Origin of the sequence: Defluviitalea raffinosedens (assembly GCF_016908775.1) — a bacterium.
In the GTDB taxonomy this organism is placed as follows: Bacteria; Bacillota; Clostridia; order Lachnospirales; family Defluviitaleaceae; genus Defluviitalea; species Defluviitalea raffinosedens.
On the sequence record NZ_JAFBEP010000009.1, the window covers coordinates 86,786 to 109,936 of the forward strand.

23 protein-coding genes are annotated in these 23,151 nt (G+C 32.8%); 8 read left to right on the forward strand and 15 right to left on the reverse strand.

Going from position 1 to position 23,151, the window contains the following annotated elements:
• Nucleotides 1-2 precede the first annotated feature (2 nt).
• From JOD07_RS08560 to JOD07_RS08570, 3 genes are all read right to left on the reverse strand, one after another.
• Nucleotides 3-1,619: a response regulator gene (locus JOD07_RS08560; protein ID WP_204613492.1), complete on the reverse strand. Its 1,617-nt coding sequence runs from the start codon at nucleotides 1,617-1,619 to the stop codon at nucleotides 3-5.
• A gap of 399 nt (nucleotides 1,620-2,018) precedes the next feature.
• Nucleotides 2,019-2,270 carry a hypothetical protein gene (locus JOD07_RS08565; RefSeq protein ID WP_158740826.1) on the reverse strand — a complete coding sequence of 84 codons (252 nt, stop codon included), beginning with the start codon at nucleotides 2,268-2,270 and terminating at the stop codon, nucleotides 2,019-2,021.
• A gap of 246 nt (nucleotides 2,271-2,516) precedes the next feature.
• Nucleotides 2,517-3,023: a GNAT family N-acetyltransferase gene (locus JOD07_RS08570; RefSeq protein ID WP_158740828.1), complete on the reverse strand. Its 507-nt coding sequence runs from the start codon at nucleotides 3,021-3,023 to the stop codon at nucleotides 2,517-2,519.
• 255 nt (nucleotides 3,024-3,278) lie between these two features.
• Between JOD07_RS08570 and JOD07_RS08575 the strand changes: the two genes are divergently transcribed.
• Entirely contained in the window at nucleotides 3,279-5,012 is a 1,734-nt protein-coding gene (locus JOD07_RS08575) for an ABC transporter ATP-binding protein (protein WP_204613494.1), read from the forward strand.
• An 87-nt stretch (nucleotides 5,013-5,099) separates the two neighbouring features.
• Here the strand turns inward: JOD07_RS08575 and JOD07_RS08580 are convergent, their stop codons facing one another.
• Nucleotides 5,100-6,176 (reverse strand): FIST signal transduction protein, encoded by a 1,077-nt coding sequence (locus JOD07_RS08580; protein WP_204613496.1) that lies wholly within the window; start codon nucleotides 6,174-6,176, stop codon nucleotides 5,100-5,102.
• 381 nt (nucleotides 6,177-6,557) lie between these two features.
• Complete coding sequence (locus JOD07_RS16065) at nucleotides 6,558-6,662, reverse strand: nucleoside triphosphate pyrophosphohydrolase family protein (protein WP_465220793.1); 105 nt, start codon at nucleotides 6,660-6,662, stop codon at nucleotides 6,558-6,560.
• Nucleotides 6,663-6,938: 276 nt separating this feature from the next.
• Between JOD07_RS16065 and dndB the strand changes: the two genes are divergently transcribed.
• The 5 genes from dndB to JOD07_RS08605 are packed head-to-tail and all read left to right on the forward strand — an operon-like array spanning nucleotide 6,939 to nucleotide 13,206.
• Nucleotides 6,939-8,057, forward strand: a complete 1,119-nt coding sequence (dndB, locus tag JOD07_RS08585) for a DNA sulfur modification protein DndB (RefSeq protein WP_204613498.1) — start codon at nucleotides 6,939-6,941, stop codon at nucleotides 8,055-8,057.
• Between the two features lie 23 nt (nucleotides 8,058-8,080).
• Nucleotides 8,081-9,478 (forward strand): DNA phosphorothioation system sulfurtransferase DndC, encoded by a 1,398-nt coding sequence (gene dndC / locus JOD07_RS08590; protein WP_204613507.1) that lies wholly within the window; start codon nucleotides 8,081-8,083, stop codon nucleotides 9,476-9,478.
• Entirely contained in the window at nucleotides 9,450-11,639 is a 2,190-nt protein-coding gene (locus JOD07_RS08595; RefSeq protein ID WP_204613509.1) for an AAA family ATPase, read from the forward strand. The genes dndC and JOD07_RS08595 overlap by 29 nt, the downstream gene beginning before the upstream one ends.
• A complete protein-coding gene (locus JOD07_RS08600; protein ID WP_204613511.1) occupies nucleotides 11,636-12,016 on the forward strand; it encodes a DndE family protein in 381 nt (126 codons plus the stop codon). Before JOD07_RS08595 ends, JOD07_RS08600 begins: the two co-directional genes overlap by 4 nt.
• Nucleotides 12,013-13,206, forward strand: coding sequence for a cysteine desulfurase family protein (locus JOD07_RS08605; RefSeq protein WP_204613513.1), 1,194 nt, complete (start codon nucleotides 12,013-12,015; stop codon nucleotides 13,204-13,206). Before JOD07_RS08600 ends, JOD07_RS08605 begins: the two co-directional genes overlap by 4 nt.
• 237 nt (nucleotides 13,207-13,443) lie before the next feature.
• Here JOD07_RS08605 and JOD07_RS15985 read toward each other — a convergent pair whose 3' ends face one another.
• The 4 genes from JOD07_RS15985 to JOD07_RS08630 all read right to left on the reverse strand — a co-directional run bounded on the left by JOD07_RS15985 (nucleotide 13,444) and on the right by JOD07_RS08630 (nucleotide 15,521).
• Nucleotides 13,444-13,677, reverse strand: coding sequence for a GmrSD restriction endonuclease domain-containing protein (locus JOD07_RS15985; protein WP_416387168.1), 234 nt, complete (start codon nucleotides 13,675-13,677; stop codon nucleotides 13,444-13,446).
• Nucleotides 13,583-13,852 (reverse strand): hypothetical protein, encoded by a 270-nt coding sequence (locus JOD07_RS08615; protein WP_204613543.1) that lies wholly within the window; start codon nucleotides 13,850-13,852, stop codon nucleotides 13,583-13,585. The genes JOD07_RS15985 and JOD07_RS08615 overlap by 95 nt, the downstream gene beginning before the upstream one ends.
• A gap of 323 nt (nucleotides 13,853-14,175) precedes the next feature.
• The gene (locus tag JOD07_RS08620) at nucleotides 14,176-14,436 is read right to left on the reverse strand and encodes a DUF2812 domain-containing protein (RefSeq protein ID WP_465220794.1); all 261 of its coding nucleotides are present in this window, start codon (nucleotides 14,434-14,436) and stop codon (nucleotides 14,176-14,178) included.
• Between the two features lie 392 nt (nucleotides 14,437-14,828).
• Entirely contained in the window at nucleotides 14,829-15,521 is a 693-nt protein-coding gene (locus JOD07_RS08630; protein WP_204613525.1) for an aspartate/glutamate racemase family protein, read from the reverse strand.
• 393 nt (nucleotides 15,522-15,914) lie between these two features.
• Here JOD07_RS08630 and JOD07_RS08635 point away from each other — a divergent pair, with 393 nt between their 5' ends.
• On the forward strand, nucleotides 15,915-16,361 hold the full coding sequence (locus JOD07_RS08635; RefSeq protein WP_204613527.1) for a MotA/TolQ/ExbB proton channel family protein: 447 nt from the start codon (nucleotides 15,915-15,917) through the stop codon (nucleotides 16,359-16,361).
• A 3-nt stretch (nucleotides 16,362-16,364) separates the two neighbouring features.
• Nucleotides 16,365-17,015 (forward strand): LuxR C-terminal-related transcriptional regulator, encoded by a 651-nt coding sequence (locus JOD07_RS08640; RefSeq protein ID WP_243429284.1) that lies wholly within the window; start codon nucleotides 16,365-16,367, stop codon nucleotides 17,013-17,015.
• Nucleotides 17,016-17,248: 233 nt separating this feature from the next.
• On the opposite strand, the gene JOD07_RS08645 is transcribed toward JOD07_RS08640, so the two are convergent.
• The 6 genes from JOD07_RS08645 to JOD07_RS08670 form a co-directional block, all read right to left on the reverse strand.
• Nucleotides 17,249-18,424 carry a MerR family transcriptional regulator gene (locus JOD07_RS08645; protein WP_158740404.1) on the reverse strand — a complete coding sequence of 392 codons (1,176 nt, stop codon included), beginning with the start codon at nucleotides 18,422-18,424 and terminating at the stop codon, nucleotides 17,249-17,251.
• 291 nt (nucleotides 18,425-18,715) lie between these two features.
• The gene (locus JOD07_RS08650) at nucleotides 18,716-20,503 is read right to left on the reverse strand and encodes a methyl-accepting chemotaxis protein (RefSeq protein WP_158740403.1); all 1,788 of its coding nucleotides are present in this window, start codon (nucleotides 20,501-20,503) and stop codon (nucleotides 18,716-18,718) included.
• A gap of 357 nt (nucleotides 20,504-20,860) precedes the next feature.
• Entirely contained in the window at nucleotides 20,861-21,223 is a 363-nt protein-coding gene (locus JOD07_RS08655) for a VOC family protein (protein ID WP_158740402.1), read from the reverse strand.
• A gap of 226 nt (nucleotides 21,224-21,449) precedes the next feature.
• Complete coding sequence (locus tag JOD07_RS08660; RefSeq protein WP_204613529.1) at nucleotides 21,450-22,049, reverse strand: nitroreductase family protein; 600 nt, start codon at nucleotides 22,047-22,049, stop codon at nucleotides 21,450-21,452.
• Nucleotides 22,050-22,345: 296 nt separating this feature from the next.
• Nucleotides 22,346-22,525, reverse strand: a complete 180-nt coding sequence (locus JOD07_RS15990) for an IS3 family transposase (RefSeq protein ID WP_204613541.1) — start codon at nucleotides 22,523-22,525, stop codon at nucleotides 22,346-22,348.
• A gap of 224 nt (nucleotides 22,526-22,749) precedes the next feature.
• A complete protein-coding gene (locus JOD07_RS08670; protein WP_204613531.1) occupies nucleotides 22,750-23,082 on the reverse strand; it encodes an IS3 family transposase in 333 nt (110 codons plus the stop codon).
• Nucleotides 23,083-23,151: the final 69 nt, after the last annotated feature.

A 23,151-nucleotide genomic window follows, 5' to 3' on the forward strand; every position in this document is an offset into this window, starting at 1 on the left:
TTTTATTCGTCTCCTTCATTGTACTTTGATAGAATTTCACGAATCTTGTCCTTATTTTCTATAACGTAGTCAATGAGAACTGGATCAAATTGAATTCCTTTTTGCTTTTCAAGGTAATCCATCGTATCATCAAAGCTCCAAGCTTCTTTATAGGGGCGTTTATGGGTCAGGGCATCTAAAACATCCGCAATGGATGCAATTCTGGCTTCAATAGGAATGTCCTCTCCTTTTAACCTGTCTGGATATCCTTGCCCATTCCATTGTTCATGATGGTGTCTTGAAATATTATATGCAATGGTCCGCAGCTCATGATCCAATATGCTAAAAAGCTCCAAACTAATCTCTGTATGTTTTTTCATAATTTCAAATTCTTCAGAAGTAAGCTTGTCCTTTTTATTCAAAATACTGTCAGATACAGCAATTTTGCCAATATCATGAAGAGATGTTGACAGTTCAATGTTTTTGATCATTTCATCAGGCAATTTCGCCCATTTTGCAATTTCTGCAGCTATTTTCGAAACTCTTTTTGTATGTTTACTTGTATTTAAGTCTCTTTTTTCTACAATTTCGCCCAGTGCAAAAATAAGATTTCTCTGGTTCATTATGCGAGTTTTATTTGCCAGAAAATTATCCAGTGCTGTCGATACATTTGATAAGAATACTTTTACGAGATTCAAATCAACCTCTATATTATTATGATGGATATAAAAATAATTTCTGTTGTTTGTAATTCCTTTATGATAAGCAAGCAAATAATCCTCTGAGAGTTTGATGAAATCCTCATCATGATGCTGATGAATAAGTGCTAATACCTCGTCATCTATATCTGAAAGCATATTGACTTCACTGCCAATAAATCTTTCATATTCCCCTGTAGCAGCATACACTACTAATCGATTGCCTTTATCTGAAATAACAAATCCTTTTTTCTCTTTAGTATAAGCTTCATTGATCAACATGGAATGGGTTGTATTGGTGATCAGATTATTGAATTGTACGAGAATGCCTTTAAAAAAATCCTGAAGTGACCTGTATTTAAATAAATCTTTTGAAGCATTGAGGATCATTTCAAGACCGGCTTTTTGATTCTTTATAGTAATAATATTTCTGTAATTCCTTATAGCAGAGAAAATAGTGGTATAAAGCTTTTCCACCGTTAATTCTGTTTTCGTTTTGTAATCATTGATTTCATAGTTTCTGATGATCTCTTCTTCCAGGGCGGCCCCCGGCTGCCCTGTCCTTAAAATAATCTGAATATCGTAATTTTTAAGCTTATCCCGAATAAAGCTTACTATTTCGATGCCCGATTTTTCCGTTTCCATAACTACATCCAGTAAAATAACAGCGATATCGTCATGTTGCAGCAAAATTTGCTTTGCTTCCCGTTCACTGTATGCATGCAATAACTTTAATCCAAAACTTCCGAAATCCAAACCATCTAAAACCATGTCAGTAATAACATGTACATCTCTTTCATCATCAACAATGAGTACCTTATAATACACCTTTAATCTATTATTTTCTTTGAAAATATTTGAAATTTTTCCATCTAAAGCATCTAAGGGAATATTATTACGAAAAGATACCTGCTCTGAATCCTCTGCATTAAGGTAAGACATTTTTTAACCTCCCAGTGTAGCATTGCAACATTTTGATATGAAACATCCTGATCTTTTAGAATTCCATAATTTTAAACTAAGATCTGGTGCAGATAAAAAAGATTTTTATCATATGTAGATTCTCAATCCAATTTATCAGTCCCTGAATCATTAAAACTATAATCCAACTTTAAAATGTATAAATATCCTATCCATTGATAAATCCCAACTCTGTTTCTATATAAAACATATAATTTATATAGAATGCATTCTCATTTTTATTAGATAATTCGAATAAAGTTAAATGTAGGTTTATAAGCTTTTATGTCGATTTTAAACTAATTTTAACTACTTTGTCAATGTTGCAATCTTCCTACTTACACTTAGATAGCTCTATATTTTTAATTCCTTTAGGCATATTCAATGAATCTTGAGATTTTCTAAGACCGTACATGCTTTATCGTAGTCCTTCTTATGCACATACACATAATATACATTAGAATATTTCACATCTTCCCAATGAATATGGAGGCTCTCTTCTGAAGGATGAAAACGAGTGATAATTTTATACCTGTATTGAATGCCATTGCGGGTCAAAACATCAAGTACTTCATAGAATTTTTCCGGAGAGAAACCAACATAAACTTCTTTTCGATTCAAAAATATGATCATAATGGTCCCCCTTTTAATTAATTTGGTTCAATCACATTTCCATTGTGATCTTACCCCCTATACTTTAAAATATGATTTGATTAATAAAAAGTGATATTCTTAAAAATTTTTTTAAAAGAATTATCCTCTCATTTCTGAAAAATTTCAGAAAAAATAAGCAGACTATGCCACTCAAAAAATAGTCTGCTCTTCTCGATTTATAATCTATAAGTTTTTTAAACCCTCATCATATCTGTTATCAGCCCGTTAAATGATTTTTAGTAAAATGTGCCTTTCCTTTCCATCGTATTTCTTCATGGTTTTAACGATCTCATATCCCAGCCCGGTGAAATTATTTAAACTATAAACGTTGCCAGGATGGACAGTTGCCATTAGATATGTAAATCCATCTTTTCTTAAGATAGTTTCTGCTTCCATCATAAGCAGTTTCTGCAATCCTTTACCCCTAGAAGAAGGAAGAGTAGCAACAGATTCCATATGAGCTACTTGACTTAATTTACTATGATCCAAACCAATATCATAACCTAAATTATCTTTTTCATATTTTGGAATTCTCACAATGAGAAAACCCATAATTTCATGATCGTATACTCCTTTAAGGATAAAACCTGATTCATGAATATGCCTGGTAATAAACTCCTGATTGTCTGCACAGAACCATTCCGGATCCTGAATAGCTTCTTTTACTGTATTCATAATCTGAGCAATTCGTTCTACATCTTGATCTTGAGCTTTATCGATTACAATATTCATTCTTTCACCCTTACACCCTTCCTTATTGATTTCTATCCTCAGTATAAACTTATAAAGATGATTTCATTGTAATATTTTTAAAGATTAGATTCAACAATCAATCATAATACACCAAACACTGGTTCTTTCAATCTTTCACGATAAATAAATACAACATCTAAGATATATCGATTTTTCTCCACAACTCAGATTGACAAATATCTGTATTTTATTATAGTATTAATCATTAAATCCATTACAGAAAAGGTGAAAAACATGGGTAATAAAGCCAAAACTTTTTTATCATATTACAAACCATACCTGGGATTGTTTATTGCAGATATGGTTTGTGCATTTATAGCCGCAGGAATCAACCTGATATTTCCTCTTATAGTCAGATACATAACAGGGGATGTCCTGAAATCCAGTTCTGAAATAGTAGTGGGATTAATCATTAAAATTACACTGCTTATGCTGTTCTTAATATTAGTGGAATTCTTGTGTAATTATTATATTACATCCTATGGGCACATTATGGGGGCCCGTATGGAACATGATATGCGCAATGATATTTTTGAACATCTTCAGAAACTATCCTTTAGTTACTATGATGATCAAAAAGTTGGACATATTATGTCTCGAATCACCAACGATTTATTCGACATTACGGAACTCTGCCATCACGGTCCCGAGGACCTTTTGATTTCAATTACTAAATTGGTTGGATCATTTATTATCTTAATGAATATTGATTTAAAACTGACAATTATCGTGTTTTCATTTATTCCGCTTATGTTTGTATATGCTTATTATTATAATATGAAAATGCGTGAGGCCTTTCTGAAAAACAGGGAAAAGATTTCCCTGATCAATGCCGGACTGGAGGACAGTCTCTCCGGGATCCGTGTAGTCAAATCTTTTACCAATGAAGAAATAGAATTAAAGAAATTCAAAGAAAACAATGTTGAATTTGTAAAAAGCAAAAGTCACAGTTATCACTACATGGCAAAATACCACAGCGGCATTAACGCTTTCGGCTCTCTGATTTACGTTGCTTTGATTATTGGAGCTTCTTTTTTCATTATGAAAAATCAAATCAATACCGTTGATCTGATTACATTTTTGCTTTATATTAATACCTTCCTTGAACCTGTAAGAAAACTCGTCAATTTTGGCGAACAATTTCAAAATGGTATTACTGGATTCGAACGATTTTATGAAATTCTCTCCGTTCATCCTGATATTAAGGATTCAAAAGATGCTATAGAAATTAGGGATGTCAAAGGCGATATTTCCTTTGAAAATGTTTCCTTCCAATATCATGGAACCACCGATGCGGTTTTCTCCAATATTAATTTAAAAATAAATGCCGGAGACTATATCGCTCTGGTTGGTCCTTCTGGAGTCGGAAAAACAACCCTGTGCAGCCTGATTCCCAGATTTTATGAAGTAACCAGCGGAACCATCAGGATAGACGGCACAGATATCCGGGATGTCAAATTAAAGTCATTAAGACAAAACATTGGAATCGTTCAACAGGATGTATACCTGTTTACCGGTTCTGTTATGGAAAACATTCGATATGGTAAGCCAGATGCAACTGATGAAGAGATTATAGAAGCAGCAAAAAAAGCCAATGCCCATGATTTTATTATGGAACTGCCCAATGGATATGATACGGATATCGGGCAAAGAGGAATCAAACTCTCCGGAGGACAAAAGCAAAGGATCAGTATTGCCCGAGTATTTTTAAAGAATCCTCCCATTCTTATATTTGACGAGGCAACTTCCGCCCTGGATAATGAGAGTGAAAAAGTCGTTCAACAGTCTTTAGAAAAATTGGCAAAGAACAGAACCACATTTGTCATCGCCCATAGACTTTCCACGATCAAGAATGCTAAAAAAATTCTGGTACTCACAGAAAACGGCATAGCAGAAGAAGGCAGCCACGAAGAACTATTGGCTATGAATGGTTTATACGCACAACTTTATAATATGCAATTTAAATAATACAATATAAAAATCGAGGAAGTTTAGAAAGCTTCCTCGATTTTTATAAAATCAAACAATGTTCAGGGGGTTTTACTTAAGTAACTATTATGCAATATCCAATAAACCCAGAATACTCGACTTATTATGGATCTCAAGCATACCATTCTTAAGGGAAGATATTTCTCCAATGGATAATGCTCCTTCCAGAGGATATTTCAATTTACTTTGAATATTAGTCAGTTCTTGTTTGAAAAATTCTCCTAAAAACATGGCTCTGGAAATGCAATCGAACAATAGTGGATGATATTTCATCGGAGCGTTCATAGAACACTCCCTGGCAACTTCCATGGATGAGTTCAATAATGTATCTTTATTTCCCTTAAGCACATAGATCACAGAGTTCTCCGGAACATCCGCAATACAAATAATTTCTCCCTTTTCATTCAATGCAATAGGATCTCTTACAACCAGTTCCTGCCCTGTATTTTTGACTATGCCAAAAGGATGATCTTTGGCTATTTCAAAGAAGTCTGTACTATATAATATTATATCTTCTTCATTTTCTATTATTTCCTGGTATACATCAAAAGCATTTCTACAATCTATTTCAGTTAAAGTATTTTCATTAGATTTTGTTATCGAAAACGGGCCTGCTAATTTTTCCCATCCGTGTTTTACACATAAAGTAGACTGATTAGGAATGATAGAAACAACAGCAACGTCTTCAAATACTCCTTCATTATTGAAAATGCAGGGTCTGTGTTCTAAATCGTAAAATCCTGCTCCACCGCCTACATAGGTTACTCTATTTCCCAATTTATTATAAATCGTATCTGTAAGTTTTTTCATTTTACTGGATAGTCCATCCGCAAATACAATCGCAGTACAAGAACCAATACTATCCAGGTCAACGTCTACTGACAATAAATTGGGCGCTACTAAAGATGTAAAATAAGAGTGATATTTATGTACAATGAATCCTTCTCTAATATCTTGGGTTTCTACCAAAAGACTCGGAAAAATTCCTCCAAAAAAATTAATATTTTTGCTGTTCAAATAACTAATCAGGTCATAAATAACTTTACTGGATTGTTCTCCGACTATAATCATTAACTGATCCTTTTCTTTGATTTCTAATTGATCTACATATGATTGTAATTGATTAATTGTTTTAAGATACATAATTATCCCCCTTTTTAAATTATTGCATCTTGAAATAATTATACCAATATTCAGAAATTAATTCAATAATTTCTTTCCAGGTTTTCGTTATTATTTTACAAATTACAACTATATTTCCATGTCATATTCATCATATTCAATAAAATCCCAAAGTTTGATTAGAAAAATTTTAAAAATTTTCAAACTATCAGTAGCCATTATCCTCAAAGTCAAAATAAAAGACAGATTAAGGGGACATCAAAAATATCCCTTTCTTCTGCCTTTTAATCATGCTTCTCAATCTTATTTTCTGTTTCAATCCTCTATTTCAACCAAGCAAATTTTTTTCTCAAAACCTCCTCTGTACTTTGCTTTTTCTTCCTGGATTCTTCGTACTTCTTCTCAGGTCGTATTCTTTTGCTTTATAATTCCGCTAAGTACTTCTAAAATGTCTGCCAATTCTTCTAAATCATCACTTTCAATAAACTCATTCACTTCTTCGGTCAACTTACTGACTTTAACGATTCTTCTTCATCAATATCATTCAAATTATCCAATAGTACTTTCAGCAATGCAAATTTATATGTGGTTTGTCAATACCATAATAATTACCCTTATCTATAAATTGTTGCAAATCATTATACATTTCAATATGTATCAAATATTCTACAAATCCTATTATACCTACTGAAAAAAATGAAAATTTCCCACTCCGTTGACAATATAATTTAAATAATTTATATTGTTAATTAGTTTAATAGTGTTACGTACGTAGGTGATCATATGAATTTGCTAGATACAGACTATACATATACTTTCCCTGCAATACGCGGAATTCAGGCAAAACGGGAATATTTTATTACCATGTGCCCACTTAAATTAATTCCTAAGTTGTTTTTTAATGATCTTCAGGATGTTCCTCCGGAATATCGTGCTCAACGGGTTCTGAATAAAACTCGTATTCCTGAAATAACTAAATATATTATCGATAATCCTGATGATTATGTATTTTCTTCATTAACTGCTTCTATTGATGGTGAGTTTCAATTCGTACCCTTCAGTGATGAAAATGTATTTCATGATTTGGGGAAACTGGTTATTTCTATGGATGCAAAGTTTTTAATTAACGACGGGCAACATAGAAGAGCAGCCATTGAGGAAGCACTATTTCAAAATCCTGATCTGGCCAACGAAACAATTTCAATAGTTCTTTTCAGTGATCGTGGATTAAAACGCAGTCAACAAATGTTTGCTGATCTTAATAAACATGCTATCAATACGACAAAATCCATTGGCATTCTTTTTGATCATCGTGATCCAATTCGTAATCTTACATTGGACATTATTGATCAAATTCCTTTGCTAAGAGATTTTACGGATAAAGAAAGCAATTCACTTTCCAAGTATTCGTCAAAAATATTTATTCTAAGCAACTTATATGAAGTAAATTGCAGGTTGATTTTAAATAATAAAAAGTCAAAATTAACAGAAGAAGATCAACGATTTGTTCTCTCATTTTGGTCATACCTTTGCGATTCTATTAAAGAATGGAATGATGTAAAAAATAAACTTTTAAGTGCCCGAGAACTTCGTTCGACGTACATACATTCACACGGTGTAGTTTTAGAAGCTTTAGGAATTGTGGGGAGCTATTTTTATAAAAATAAGCAAAAAGATATGAAAAAATATCTCGCTAAATTAAATAACATTAATTGGAGCCGGCAAAACATGGTTGATTGGCGAGATCGAGTCATTCGTTCAGATGGACGTATTGCAAAAAGCAATACCTTTGTGATACGTACATCTAACTTAATCAAACAAAAAATAGGGCTAGAATTAACGAATGAAGAACAGAAAATTGAACTAGAATTTTTACATCAATATAAAACCCAAAATCAATGATCATAATAATTGGAGAGAAAAACATGAATAAAATTCAATTAGAAAATTTATTAGATGAGCTTGAATATGTTTATAAATCCGATGACAGACCCTGGATCATAGGATATAGTGGAGGAAAAGACAGCAGCGTAGTAGTTCAACTGGTGTATATGATGGTTTTACGATTGTCGGAAAAAGATAGAAAAAAACATATCTATATTGTATCCTCTGATACATTAGTAGAAAACCCAATTATTAAAAGTTATCTCCACGCTTCAAGCGCAAAAATCCAAGAACATGCAAAGCAACATAACTTACCTATTTCTTCTGTAATTGTACATCCTGATCCAAAGCAAAGCTTTTGGGCAAATATTATCGGCAGAGGCTTTCCTACTCCTAAAATGAACGGACGTTTTCGCTGGTGTACGGACCGATTAAAAATCAGGCCTACCAGTGATTTTATAAAAAGCATTATTGATACTGAAAAAAATGAAGTGATCATTTTACTCGGGGTACGAAAACAAGAAAGTGCATCCAGAAAAAAAAGCATTGAAAAAAGAGAAATACATGGAAAACATCTTTCTCCCCATCCTATTGACAAAGCTTACGTGTATAATCCTATTGCAGAATTATCAGTGGATGATGTGTGGGATATTCTTAATATGAATGGTCAAATAACCCCTTGGGGATGGGATAATAGTCAGTTAATCCAGCTCTATAGTGATGCGCAAAGCGGAGAATGCCCTTTTGCAGCCGTTACAAATACTGGTGATCATACTCAAAGCTGTGGTAAATCTCGTTTTGGTTGTTGGACCTGCCCTGTTGTAAAAGATGATAAATCATTAAAAGGTTTTATAGTTGCAGGTCATAAAGAATTAATTCCCCTGGCTAAGTTCCGAGAATGGCTGATCAGTATTCGAGATCTTGACCAATATAGGGAAAGCAAACGCCGTAACGGACAAGTATATGTTCGCGCTGATGGTTCCCTGGGCCTTGGTCCTTTTACCTGGGAAGCTCGTCAAATGATTTTAAGAAAATTACTTCAGTTAGAAAAACAAATGGACTATCCTTTAATTACTATAGAAGAATTAAAAGCTATTGATCAAATTTGGGATGAAGAACTGGATTTATCAAGACGAGTTTTAGTAGATCTGTATTATGAAGAAACAGGTAAGAAACTCCCCTGGCATGATCTTAAAAAGCCTTTATTTGACGAGAAAACTCTGGATTTACTAAAAACTTATGCAAATCAATACAATCTTCCTTATGATTTGGTCAAAAAATTAATCTTATTAACCCATGAAAATAAAAATTATTCTAATCCTCGAATTCTGAAAAGCAAATTAGAAAAAGTATTCAATCAGCAATGGCTGCATCATGATTATATAGATGACTACTTAAAGGAGTTTGAAGATGAAACTGAACAAGATTATGCTAACTAACATTGCTTCCTATGAAGGGACTCACGAATTTGATTTTACCATCTCAGACCCAGAACGAAATATTATTTTAATCGGCGGCCAAAACGGTGCCGGAAAAACTTCTTTATTTAAAGCTATTCAATTGGCATTATACGGCCCCCTCTACTTTAATTATCAGGGAGTGCATCATGCCTATCTTCTGAAAATCAGAGAGTTTATAAATAATCGGACATTTACTCAAGAACATGTAGAAGCAAGTATTGAAATCAACTTTGATATCGCTGAAGGCCGTGAAGTCAACGTGTATAATATCAAACGCAGCTGGACTTTCATTGATCAAAAAATGAATGAATCCGTTGTGATTCATAAAAATGGTCATGAACTCAACAAGGACGAAGTAAATTTCTTTGAAAACTATATTCAAACCGTACTTCCTCCTCGTTTGTTTGAGTTTTTCTTTTTTGACGGTGAAGAGATTGCCTCTTTTTTCTTAAGCTCCAGATCAAACACATATATAAAAGATGCTCTGCTCACCCTTTGTGATTTTGATACCTTTGAATACATAAGAAAGTATTCTAAAAACTATGTTCAAAGAAATCAAAATGATGATGCCTTAGAGGAAGTTCAGAAGGCATATGATCATCATTTAAATCTAATTTCCTCTGTAAAAAATGAAATCTATGACATTGAAAAAAATCTGGAGTCTATCATTGAAGAATTAGAAGATGTTACAAGAATTAAATCAAATTTGGAACATTCTTTTAAAAATGCAGGAGGTTTATCCTTTGAAGAAAAAGCTGCTCTAAATGAAGCATTAAAATATCAGGAAGAAATCAGAGTAAAAGAAAGCTATAAGCAGCGCGTATTTTTTGATGAATTGCTTCCTTTTATCCTGGTTAAAGATGGAATTGCTCAAATTAAAGAGCAATTAGAAAAAGAAGCTGAAGTAGAACAATATAATTTAATCAAAAGCAAATTAAACAGTGATTTTATCACCTCGATCCTAAAAAAAGAGCTTTTAAAATCCACCACTTTTGAATCCCGGTTAGAAAAAGAAGCTGCAGAAGAATTGTCCGTTTCTTTGTGTCATCAGATTCATGAACAATTAAAACCACCGTTTTCTTTAGATTACTTTACTCCGATCCATGATGTTTCAAAAGAGCAAAAAACAGCCATTGAACAGTTCATTAATAAGATGGAATCTTTCAATCCTCAAACCATTCTGGAGTCAGTTGAAATAAAGAATAAAGCTCAGCAAATTATATCGGAGATTAATTCGAAATTAAGGAACTCTATGCCTGAAGAAGATGTAGAAAAATATATTCAGGAGCTTAATCGTATAAATGAACAACAAATAAAATTAAACGAACAGAGATTAATAAAAGCAACCGAACTAGAATCAAAGCAAAATGACTTAAATAATCTTCTTAAAGAAAAAGAACATTTATATGAAACCTTAAAAAGTAATGCCCAGAATAAAAATATATATGAAATCACAAGTGCGTTAAGCAATATGCTAAATGCATTTATTATGGATGTTTCTCAGCATAAATTTAATGACCTCAAAACAGAATTTTTAACCATGTTTAAAAAAATTATAAGAAAAGAAAATTTTGTAGATGATCTGGAAATCAATGACCAGTTTGATATACTTCTATATCGTAAAAAAATATACTCTCTTAACGAACTTCGACATCTTTTAAAGAATGTCGGACTAAAAGAATTCAAAAAACATTTAGGACATAACTCCATGGAAATTCTGATGAAGAAATTTTCAATAACCAAGGAAAATCAACTGGAAGATGCTCTGGATCAAGCTTTGTTTAACGAAGAACTTGATCTGTTTGAGAAAGTAAATATAAAGCAATTTTCTAAAGGAGAAAAGCAAATTTACATTCTATCCTTATATTGGGCAATGATTAAAATATCATCCCATGAAATACCTTTTATTATTGATACTCCTTATTCTCGAATCGATACGGAACATAGGGACAATATATCGACACTCTTTTTCCCTAAAATTAGTCACCAGGTAATCATTTTATCCACAGATGAGGAAATTAATAAGCATTACTACAGCAAGTTAAAACCTTTTATTGCCAAAGAATATCTACTGGATTATGATAAAGTTAATAACAAAACCTATGTGAGAAATAAATATTTTTTTGAGGTGACACCATGATTTTTAGATTGCGAACTTCCAAGCAAACCCAGGAAATCTTTGAGGAATTAGAAAAAAGGTCCAACTTCCGTCCTTTTACCTTGGTAAAACACGCCATTATTTGGTCTATCAAGCAAAAAACATCTGTAGCCAATTTTCAGTCCGATGCAAATGGCCTGGATTTAAATCGTCAGACAATTACTGGTGAATACGATATCTTTTTTAAGTCTTTGATCCAGCAGAACGAAGGCCGCTATTTAACAGAAGAAGAATATTTTCCTCATTATCTCAAAGCCCATATCGACCGGGGCGCTCCTATTTTACTGGATATGTACAATCATGGCAATGGGCTGGAAGGATATATCAAGCACAGTTTAGGAGTGGGGGATACGGTATGATTTATCTGGATAACAGTGCAACCAGTCCCGTCGATCCTGAAGTCCTGGATGCCATGCTGCCTTATCTTAAAGAAGAGTATGGTAATCCTGCCAGCAAGTATTATACTTTAGCCCAAAATGCCAAAAAAGCCGTTGAAGAAAGCCGGGAAAAGATTGCTGCTCTGATTAACGCCAATCCGGAAGAAATAATATTTACTGCCGGTGCTTCAGAAAGCAACAATATGATTATTAAAGGAATCGTTGATTATAAACGCTACTATGAAAACATGGGCAATCATATTATCACTTCGTCAGTTGAACATGAATCAGTATTAAATACCTGCAAGTTTTTAAATGGTGAAATCTATTCTAGCGATGACGCAACATTTTCTTTCTCCGATAAGAAACAGATTGACCGAGGTTATGAAATAACTTTTCTGCCCGTCAATGAATTTGGACAGGTTGAAGCAGAAACACTGGAAAAAGCAATAAAGTCATCCACTGTTTTGGTCTCTGTCATATGGGGAAATAATGAAACCGGGACTCTAAATGATATCGATCAAATAGGATCTCTGTGCAAAAAACATAATGTATTGCTGCATTCCGACTGTACCCAGCTATTAGGCAAATATCCTGTTGATGTCAATAAAACCCCTGTTGACTTCTTATCTTTTTCTGCCCATAAAATTTACGGACCAAAGGGTATTGGTGCAGCATATGTTCGCGGGGACGAATACGGATTGCCTCCTTTTACCTCTTTGATCCATGGCGGAAACCAGGAAAAAGGATTTCGCGCCGGAACGTTGTCCGTACATAATATCGTAGGCTTTGGGAAAGCTGCCGAAATTGCCAAGAGGGATATGGATTCTTATATAGAAAAGATCAGTACCCTTGAAAACTTGTGCCGGAAAAGATTAAAAGAAGCATTACCCAATATTGAATTTGTCGGTCATCCGGATCAAAAAATTCCAGGGATTATCAGCATTATTATCCATGATGATTTCTTCAATAATGAAAGGTTTATTAAGAAAATCAGCGATAAGGTGGCCATTTCTACTGGTTCTGCCTGCACTTCAGGAAATCCTTCCCATGTGTTGACCGCTATGGGAAAAGCACAAGACACCAAAAATGTATTGCGGATTTCAATTAATAAATATACATCTGAAAATGATTTAACTGAACTGGCTGCTTTGCTTGCAAATAATATTTAGAATATAAAAAGCTAATATCTGTACATATTTTTACAGGTATTAGCTTTTTATTATAGTCATATTCTAGACTTTATAAGAAATATTAGGCTACACAATGAACACAACCATATACAGCATTTACTTTATAATAAAAGCATATAAGTTTAAACATTCAATAATACCTCCACACATTTAAAGCTTCCTGAGCCATTCTTTGCTGTCTCGTATTTATTGAGGCAAAATCCCAAATATTATAGGTTACAGAAATATCTCTACATGGCTCCATTCGTGCTGCCTTGATTGAGCATTTGAGGGTCTTTTTGGCATTATATGTTCAATATGTTGTGATGGACTATGGGGTAAAGGGATCACTCCCGTCATCCTATTTGCTTCAAGTTCATATAAAATGTAAAAAGCCAAATTCTCTTTCCAGGTTTTCAACCGAATTACGGCCAATTGTGAAATATCTAAAACAAAAAACCAGTGTTGCATTAACCAATCTTTCAAAATTATTCATATCATCATTAAACAAGATCGCAGCAGTTAAAAGTAATGGAAGACTATGTGAAACATCTAATTTTTTAAATGCCTCAAGTTTTTTTGTAATTGACTGATTCCAATACGGTGTACCTATTAAACTGACTTTAGCAAACCATTCTGACTCCACTCTAAGCTGTTCTAAATAATCAATGGGATCCCGTGTATTAATAATATTGGTTATTGCCTTAAATAAATTCTTTGCTCAAACGGCTCACCATAGTCATTTTTTTGAAGTAAGGGTAATATAATACTTGCAATCCCTGATTGATCCTGAACGTTTTCAATTCTATAAGAGATCTCTAATAATATTTTTAAAAAAACCGTACTTACAGTTAGCTTTTGTTGTCCATCTGTAAGCAAGCTTTTATACAATGTTCTTTACCACTAAAAAAATCTTTTGGTTCTATCAATTGCACCAACTCCTTTTGATTACAACAGTGTCTCTTTTTCTTACATAGATTTATTGTATGATTTCTTAGCTTTTACTGCCCAAATACCATATACAATACTTAATACTGAAAATACGAGAATTGTTAAAAATCTCAGATGACTGTTCTGCTGTTGGCAAAAATATTGGCTTCCTGAATAAAACGTTCCATATACATGTTTCCATCCTGTATCTTCAAAAAGTGTCACATAATCATTGAATTCTGATTTGCTATTAAACACACGATTATCTATCCTATAGTGTATCCCTCTATAAAGTAGTATTTCCCAAAAAACGTACGCCTTTCAAAAATATATCCTTGTTGTGCCATCTCAGTTAAATACTTTTCTTCTTTGATCTTCTGATGGTATCGCCATAATCAATTTTTGCTTCATGGTCTACTTTCATTATCAAAAATAAAAAAATATACAGTTTGACTATATAGCATAACTTTATTATAGGTATACCATATAGTTTAACTGTATATATCAAGATTAAAATCAAGGTATTCTGGATTAAATAAATAAGCGATTGTTTCACTTTAGAGAGTCTTTAAAATTACGGACTGACATTCCACCTGGACCAGAACAAGGAATAGATTCATGCAGTGCAAAATCTGGCAGTAATCATTTTACCTGCACCCTAAACTATTTATCTCTGCCAACTATAACAAGGTTCACTGCAAGGCATATTCAACTGCAGAAATGGCATGAATTGTTGTCGTATCAAAAACAGGTATGCTAACGTCTTCCTGTTTAATGAGCAATGGTATTTCCGTGCAGCCTAACACTATTCCTTTTGCATCCTTTTGAATCAAATTATTTATTATTCTAAGATACTCTTTTTTAGAAACTTTATTTATTATGCCTTTACATAGTTCATTATATATAATATCATGAATGATCTTTCTCTCATCTTCATCAGGTATTAATACTTCAATGTTAAACTTATCTTCCAGAACTTTTTTATAGAAATCTTGCTCCATTGTAAATTTAGTACCTAATAATGCTACCTTTTTCAATCCTTTACACGCTATTTTTTCACCTGTTACCTCTGCAATGTGCAAAACTTTTATCCCTACTCTGTTTTGAATATCATAAGCCATCTTATGCATAGTATTCGTACATATAACTATAAAATCAGCACCGCCTCTTTTAAGCGCATCTGCAACATTCACCATAATTTCCGTTAACTCATTCCATTTATTCTGATGCTGCAATAATTCAATTTCACTAAAATCCACTGAGTACATCAAACATTTAGCAGAGTGAAATCCTCCCAGTTTTGTTTTGACAGTTTCGTTTATGATTCTATAATACTCCAATGATGATTCCCAACTCATTCCGCCTATTAATCCAATTGTTTTCAAAACAGTTTTTCCCCCTTAATTATTTCATATTTGCAATATATCTTTTATTTCTGCGATACAATGATTTCCCCATTCTTTTGATTGAATAGCTGGTCAATAATTGCAATTTTTGAATAGTTTTTCTTTTATTGATTTAGTATAAACTATTTTAAATAATTTTACAATATTCGATAACTATAATATAGAATATAGTAGAATGGAAATATAAAATGTTGTTTAAGGTAGACTTTATGAAAAATGAACCTCCCTCGATAGAATGTAAAAATTCAGTGTTCAAAATAAATGATACTCCTTTATTACTTCTGAATTACTCCTACAGAAGTATGGTATTTTCCAGAGATTTAGATAAATATTAGAACACAGCACATAAAAATTAAATTAGGAGGTTATATTATGTATTTTATAGGTGTTGTTATTTTCATTGCTTTTCTGGTATGTACTACTTTGCTCTCTGGTTCTTTGGCATTATTTATTGATTTTCCAAGCATATTGATTATTCTGGCTTTTAGTATTCCCATGCTTATGGCATCAGGGCTTTTTGCAGATTTTATAAGAGCTTTCAAGATTATGGGTAAAAAAATAAACGTCTGGTCCAGGATCGAATTAAATCGTACAGAAATTTCTCTGCGCCTTGCAATCAAGTTAGTATTGCTTTCCGGATCATTAGGAACCATTATTGGCATGATTGCACTCCTGTCAAATATCAGCGACAAGGCACAGATAGGACGAAATTTAGCAGTATCAATCCTTTCTATCTTTTATTCCATACTTATTATTTTCTTACTGCTCCCTTTACAGGCCAAAGTAAAGTCAATGATCCAAACAATGGATCAGGAATAATTCATGAAAAATCAATTCAATAAAATTTGGGGATTGATCTGCTATCTGTTTGTTCTGAGCCTTCTGTTTAATTTTAACTGGATGCTTCTTTTGCGCCCTAAGCCATTTTTCTCTGTCATCCTGGGGACAGTAATTTTGACCTTTTCACAATATAAAAAAGAATACAATAAAGAAGACATCACTGTAAGCTTGAGATGGAATCTTGTATTCTCCAGCTTTCTCACTACCCTCCTATCACTCCTGGCTGCCATATCAGATATGAGAGGACCTGGTATTGACACCCGGGACATTACAGAATCCCTTTTGCCCATGCTGTATGGCAGTATAATATATTTAATCCTTAATATATTGGTTAAAGAACCTGTAAAAAAAGAAACGGAAGAAAGACCTATGGAGTCTTTATCAGATAATATTGATTTGTTTGATCCTGCTCTTGCGCAAAAAATTTTTATAGAATATGGACTTACCAACAGAGAATGCCATGTGGCATTAAAACTTCTGGAAAACATATCAAACAAGGAAATCGCTTCCCAGCTTTATATCAGCGAAGCAACTGTAAAAAAACACATCCAGAATATTTATCAAAAATTTGGAGCAACAGACCGCAGCAATTTTAAAGCGATCTATCTTGAAAGCATAAAAAGTAAATCATAGCCCCTTAAAACACATAGTTACTTGAATAAAGTTTCAAAAAAACATAGAAAAATGGAGAGTTGGAAATCCAATTCTCCATTGCATTTATCATTGTATAGGAAACTCCTCCGTATTTCCTATACAATAAAAAACCTTCCGGGAAAGATAAAACTTACGCGTGTTGTATTTTATCAGCTTGCTGACCGAGCTCGGCGTGAGAGTTTTGAGGGTGAAACTCTTTCTTATAAAATCTCTTATTTCTTTAGCATTTTATTATTTTCAATATAAAACATTAATGCTTCTCCTATCAATTTCGACGCACCCTTACCGTAATTTTTATCCATTGATTCTATGAAAACAGGATTTGAGCAATACTGCTCTGCCAGATAAGTCCAATAATTTTCTCCCATTTCTACTCTTAAGTATTCATTTTGCTTTTCTGTCTCATCCACTATTTCTGAAATCATTTTTTGGACTTCGTCACATACAGGAGACTTATTTAAGTCAGAGGTAAGCTTTTTATATAATATTTCTAACTTAGGCTCAGAACTTTTTAAATTAAATTCTAAAGCTTTACCAATGAATTTTGATGCCCCACTTCCATATTTTTCATCAACTTCTTTGACCCACTCAGGTAACACCAGAAACTGCTTTACCATAGAGTACCAGTAGCTATCTCCCATATTCGTTTTAAAAACTTCATAATCCTCTTTTACTATATGTGTGATTTCCTCACAAGTTTTTTGGATCTCTTCTGAAGAAATATCTTTACTTAAATCTTCCGTAAGGACTTTGAACAGTTCTTTTAATTTCGGATGTTGATCGTAAAGAAAATCATTTTTGAAATCATCGATTTGCTTTGCTGAATTTGCTAGTATCTCATTATTTAAGTTTTTCTTCATAGCTTCAACATAGTTTTCTATGCTTCCATATTGCTTTATAGCCATTTGGGCGATATCTTTTTCTGCCTCTTTGGCTTTGGCAATCATTTCATCATATTTTTCTTCACTGCCAAACATTTTAATAACTTTCTCGTAATTTTCCCTTTTAAATTCATCTAAGGCTCTATAATATGCACTCATATCGAATTCCTTAAAACTCATAACTTGATCTCCTTCCAATATTTTATTGATCAGTTCTATCAAACTGTTTAATCGATCTCTTTTTAAAGTAATTAGTTTTTTTTGATTCTCCAGTACCTTCATCCTGTCAAAATTAGGACTGTTTATTATTTCTTTAATTTCATTCAGTTTGAAATCAAGTTCTTTGAAAAATAGAATTTGCTGTAAAGTTGCAAGAGCTTGATCATCATAAAGCCTATACCCGGATTCAGTTAACTGAGTGGGTTTTAATAATCCAATTTTGTCATAATGATGCAACATACGTATACTTACTCCTGTTAAATCTGAAATTTGCTTTACTGTTTTCATAGAATCACCTCCAGCCTTAATTTCCCAGCTTTAATATCAGCCGTCTCTTGTAACACTGTTTTCAATGAATTCTTTAATCTTCACTTTCAGCTTACACTATGACACAATGTTAGGGTCAATACTTTTGAAAAATTTTCTTGAAATATGTGAAATATAAAAAGGCTGCATTACAGAAATAATGATGTAATGCAGCCTTTTCTCCAAAATCTCATTTATAAAATTTGATTCTACCTTCCTAAGTTTAAACTCTTTTTCGTAAAGAATTTTCTCAATTTCACTCCTATTTCTCAATTAAACTCTAAACTTTTTAATAAGCTCATTCAATTCTGTTGACATTCCTCTGAGGGATTCAGCCAGTGCAGTTAATTCCTGCATAGATGCTGATTGCTCCTCAATAGAAGCTGCCACATTTTCTATATTGGCAGTTGATTTTTTTGCTATTTCTGCAGTTCTTCCGATTGATTCTTTTACTGTATCACTACCTGCAGAGATCTCTTCCGATGTTGCCGCGATTTCTTGAGATTGTCCTGCTACAGCCTCAATACTGGACACGATTTCTTGGAATGAATCTCCAGCTTCATTAATCTTAAGAATTCCGTCTTTTACCGCATCATTTCCATTTTTTGTAGCACTCTCAGCATTATGTATATCTTCTTTAATCATATTGATTAATGATTCTATTTCCTTGGTTGCATGGGCTGACTGTTCTGCCAGTCTCCTTACTTCTTCTGCAACAACCGCAAAACCTTTTCCCGCTTCACCAGCTCTTGCGGCTTCAATAGCAGCATTTAGAGCAAGAAGATTTGTCTGATCTGCTATTCCTGAAATCGTTGATACGATCCCTTCAATATTTTCAGACTTCTTCCTAAGATTTCCCATTGTTTCTACTATTCCATTTACTTGTTCTGCAATATTGTTCATTTGATCTATAGCGTTTTTAATAATCTCCCGACCATTCTTGGCTTTCTCTGATGCTTTCAATGCCGTATGGGAAGAATTTTCTATACTGGTAGCCATATGACTTAAGCCATTATTCATTTCATCAAAAACCAAATATACATTTTCGATCTCTTCACTCTGTTCTTCTATACCTTTAGCTACATCTGTAATGTTCATGCTGATCTCTTCCGTAGCTCTTGATGTCTGCTCAGCACTATCTGCCAGTCCTTCTGCTGAAATATTAACTTGCTCAGCGCTAAAGTTTACAGTCTGAACCAAACTTCTTAATTCTTCTACCATTTTATTAAAAGATGAAGCTAAGCTTCCTATTTCATCTTTGTTAGTGATTTTAACTTCGTTAATCGTCAAGTCTCCTTCAGCTATGGATCTTACTGATTTTTCTAATTTTCTAATGGGCTTTGATATATTGAATGATATAGCCACCCCTAAAAGTATTGATAATACCATAGAAACAACAGCCATTATAATAAAGATAACTCTTGAAGAATGATAAATTTCATTGGACTCTTGCCCTGCTTTTTTCACTCCGTCATATGTTAGCAAGATAATATTCTTTATTTGTCTATTCAACTTATTAAATAATTCTTCAGAACTTGTAAAACCTTCTTTTACAAATTCTATATCTCCAAGTCTGATCTTTTCTATGATTTCCTCATTGTTCTCAGTATACTTCTCCACATTTTGCTTAAAACTCATGAATAATTTTTTTATTTCTTCATCCGTATAGGCATCCATATACTTCTCTTCATACTCTTGGATCAGCTCAAAGATATTACTTTTGGTTCCAAGAAGGTTAACGAGCATCATTCTACGTTCCTCTTGATCATCAATAGTAATACTTATAAATTCATAATACCTATATTCTGTCACCAGGGTATTAAGCTCTCCTAGGACTTTTATTCCTGGAGTATACTGTTCTGCCATTTGCCTCGAATTACTGTTTATAAAGTCCATTCTTCCAATGGCTGTAATACTTATAATCATTAAGCAAATAAACCCAATAAGAAAAGAGCTTAATATTTTGGTACCTATGTTAAGCTTAATATTCATTTTATCACCAATTCTATGCTTGAGTTGGAAAACTTTCTTCCAATTCCACATCTTTTTCTTTTGTTTCATAATCTTTATTCCTCCCAGAATTTATACCAAAATCTTATCCTTTTACTTATTTACTTATATCGACATTTTTCAACATTGATTTTATATTTGTTTGAGAATATATTTCAGTTATTTTCAATTCCCTATATCTACAGTTTTCTGAGAAGCAACAAAAATCGACAGTAATCAAACTCAACCGTATTCTTTGCTCATTCATGATTTAGTGAATGAATAAGCAATCATTCTCTCAGATTAATATTCCATTTCCAAACTATTCATCAAACATTGTAAACCATCGAAAATATCCAAACTGTTGGCTCATATGTCCGTACTTGCCAGCAAATATGAAAATGTGAACAAGCAGGTACCTTACGCTTTTTATTTCTTTTCAACAAACTGAATTTTTAATCCATCAGGATCTAACACATAAAAGAACTTTACGTGAGGATTCGGTTCAAAGGGACCGCTATGAATATCTATTCCATTTTCTTTAACGAATACCATCATTTCATCAACAGAATCTACTTTAAATCCCAGTGAAATATCTTGCCCAATATTAATCACTTGGTCCTGTTGAGTGCATACTAGTTCAATTTTAGTTTCTCCATCTCCTAAAAATGCAATTTCTGTTTCCGGTCCGGCTTGAAATCTTTCAACGATTTCAAGGCCAACTATTCTCTGATAAAACTTCAGAGACTCTTCCATATTACTTACTCTTAGAGTACACCAACAGAATTTCATTCTATCACTCCTTATATATTTTCAATATTTAGTGTCATCTAGTATTCTAACATATTTGATGGATTTTATAAATATTTATGTTTTGAACTTTGCTTACTTTCTTCCATGTATATAAATTCAAAATTTCATTTCCTTTAAAATCCTTTGGATCTTCATTTATTCTAATAAAATTAAAAAGACTACATTACACAAATTAGTTGCATAATGTAGTCTTTCATAATAAAACCTATTCAAAAAACTTAATTCGTTCCTCCAAAGATTTAAATTCTTTCTCGCCAGGAGCTGCTGTTGGTTTTCCAAATGGCATTTGAGCAATAAGCTGCCAGTTGCCTGGAATATTCCATTCATTTCTTACTTCCGTTTCGATCAATTCATTATAGTGTTGAAGAGATGCACCTAAACCTTCAGCTTCCAGTGCAGTCCACACAATCAATTGGTGCATTCCGCTGGATTGCTGTGACCACTTTGGGAAATTATCCTTGTATAAAGCAAATTGCTCCTGAAGAGACTCTATGACACTTTGGTCTTCATAGAACAAAATTGTACCGTAACCACTTTTAAATGAGTTGATTTTATTTTCAGTATCACTGAATTGATTGGCTGGTACAATCTTTCTTAAGGCTTCCATTGTAATATCCCATAACCTGTCATGGTGTTTTCCAAATAAGACAACGATCCTCGCACTTTGCGAATTCATCGCAGATGGGGCGTATTTTACTGTATGTTCAATGATTTCCTTTATTCTCTGATTGGAAATAGTGGATTCCTTACTGATTCCATAAATTGAACGTCTGTTTTCCACAGCTTTTAAGAATTCTTTTGACATATTATTTTCCTCCCTTTAGAACATAAATGATTTCTTGTATTTCATCAAAAATATTTTTTCACTTTGTAATAAACTTATTATCTATCACATTAATTTTATAATAGAATGACTTTTATTTTACTAGTCTTTACATTTTCCTGATTTTATATTCTGTTTCTTATTAAAGGAGGATGATTAAACATCTCGATTTATCGGATCGTTAGTAATTTTCAGACAAATTTTGAGGATAAGAAAATTATTCAGTATTCTCGTGGAGTTAAATATCCCAGAGAAGAACGAATTCGATGTTTGTTATATCAATTAACATAATCAGCTAATTTATATTTTAATTCATGTAGATTTGAAAATGTTTGATTACAATCAAACTCATTTTTTATGATTTTAAAAGTCGTTTCAGCAACAGCATTATTATATGGAAATCCTTTATGGATCAGTGATTGACTTATATCAAATGCTTTGAGTTTTTCTTCAATTATCTATTTTTCGAATTCTTTTTAAGGATCTCTGTGAAAAATCTGTATATCTTTCAGATTACCATTAACAGTCTGAAAGGCTTGTTTTATTAGTAATGCTGTTTTATTAGATCCAGCACTATAACCGATGACTTTCCTGTTAAAGAGTTCAATAAAAACACATATATAATTCCAACTCATTCCGACTCTGACTATGTTAAATAACTTACGACTACATTTCTAAGTGATTATTGATTAAAATTTCTATTATAAATATTTTCCATATTTAGATATTCTTCCATGGGCAGAATTGAACTTATAGTGTAATTTGAAACCAGACCTTCCTGTTTCATTATCTTGCCTATCCGGCAAGACGCAATAATACCCCTTTCTTTTAGTTTTACTTTAATCTTCCGAGTATCATAGTTATTACGACTTGCTTTAAATATATCAATAATTGTCACAGTTAATCTGGTTTTATCTGGTTTTGCTTTAGCTTCATAATAGTATGTACTTCTTAAGATTCGTAGGACTTTACACATTGCTGATACAGAGTATTTGTGAGTATTCGCTTTAATCACATTTACTTTCGTCCTAAGATTAGGGCTGCTTGTTCTAAAATGTCGTTCTCCATCTTAAGTTGTTGGTTT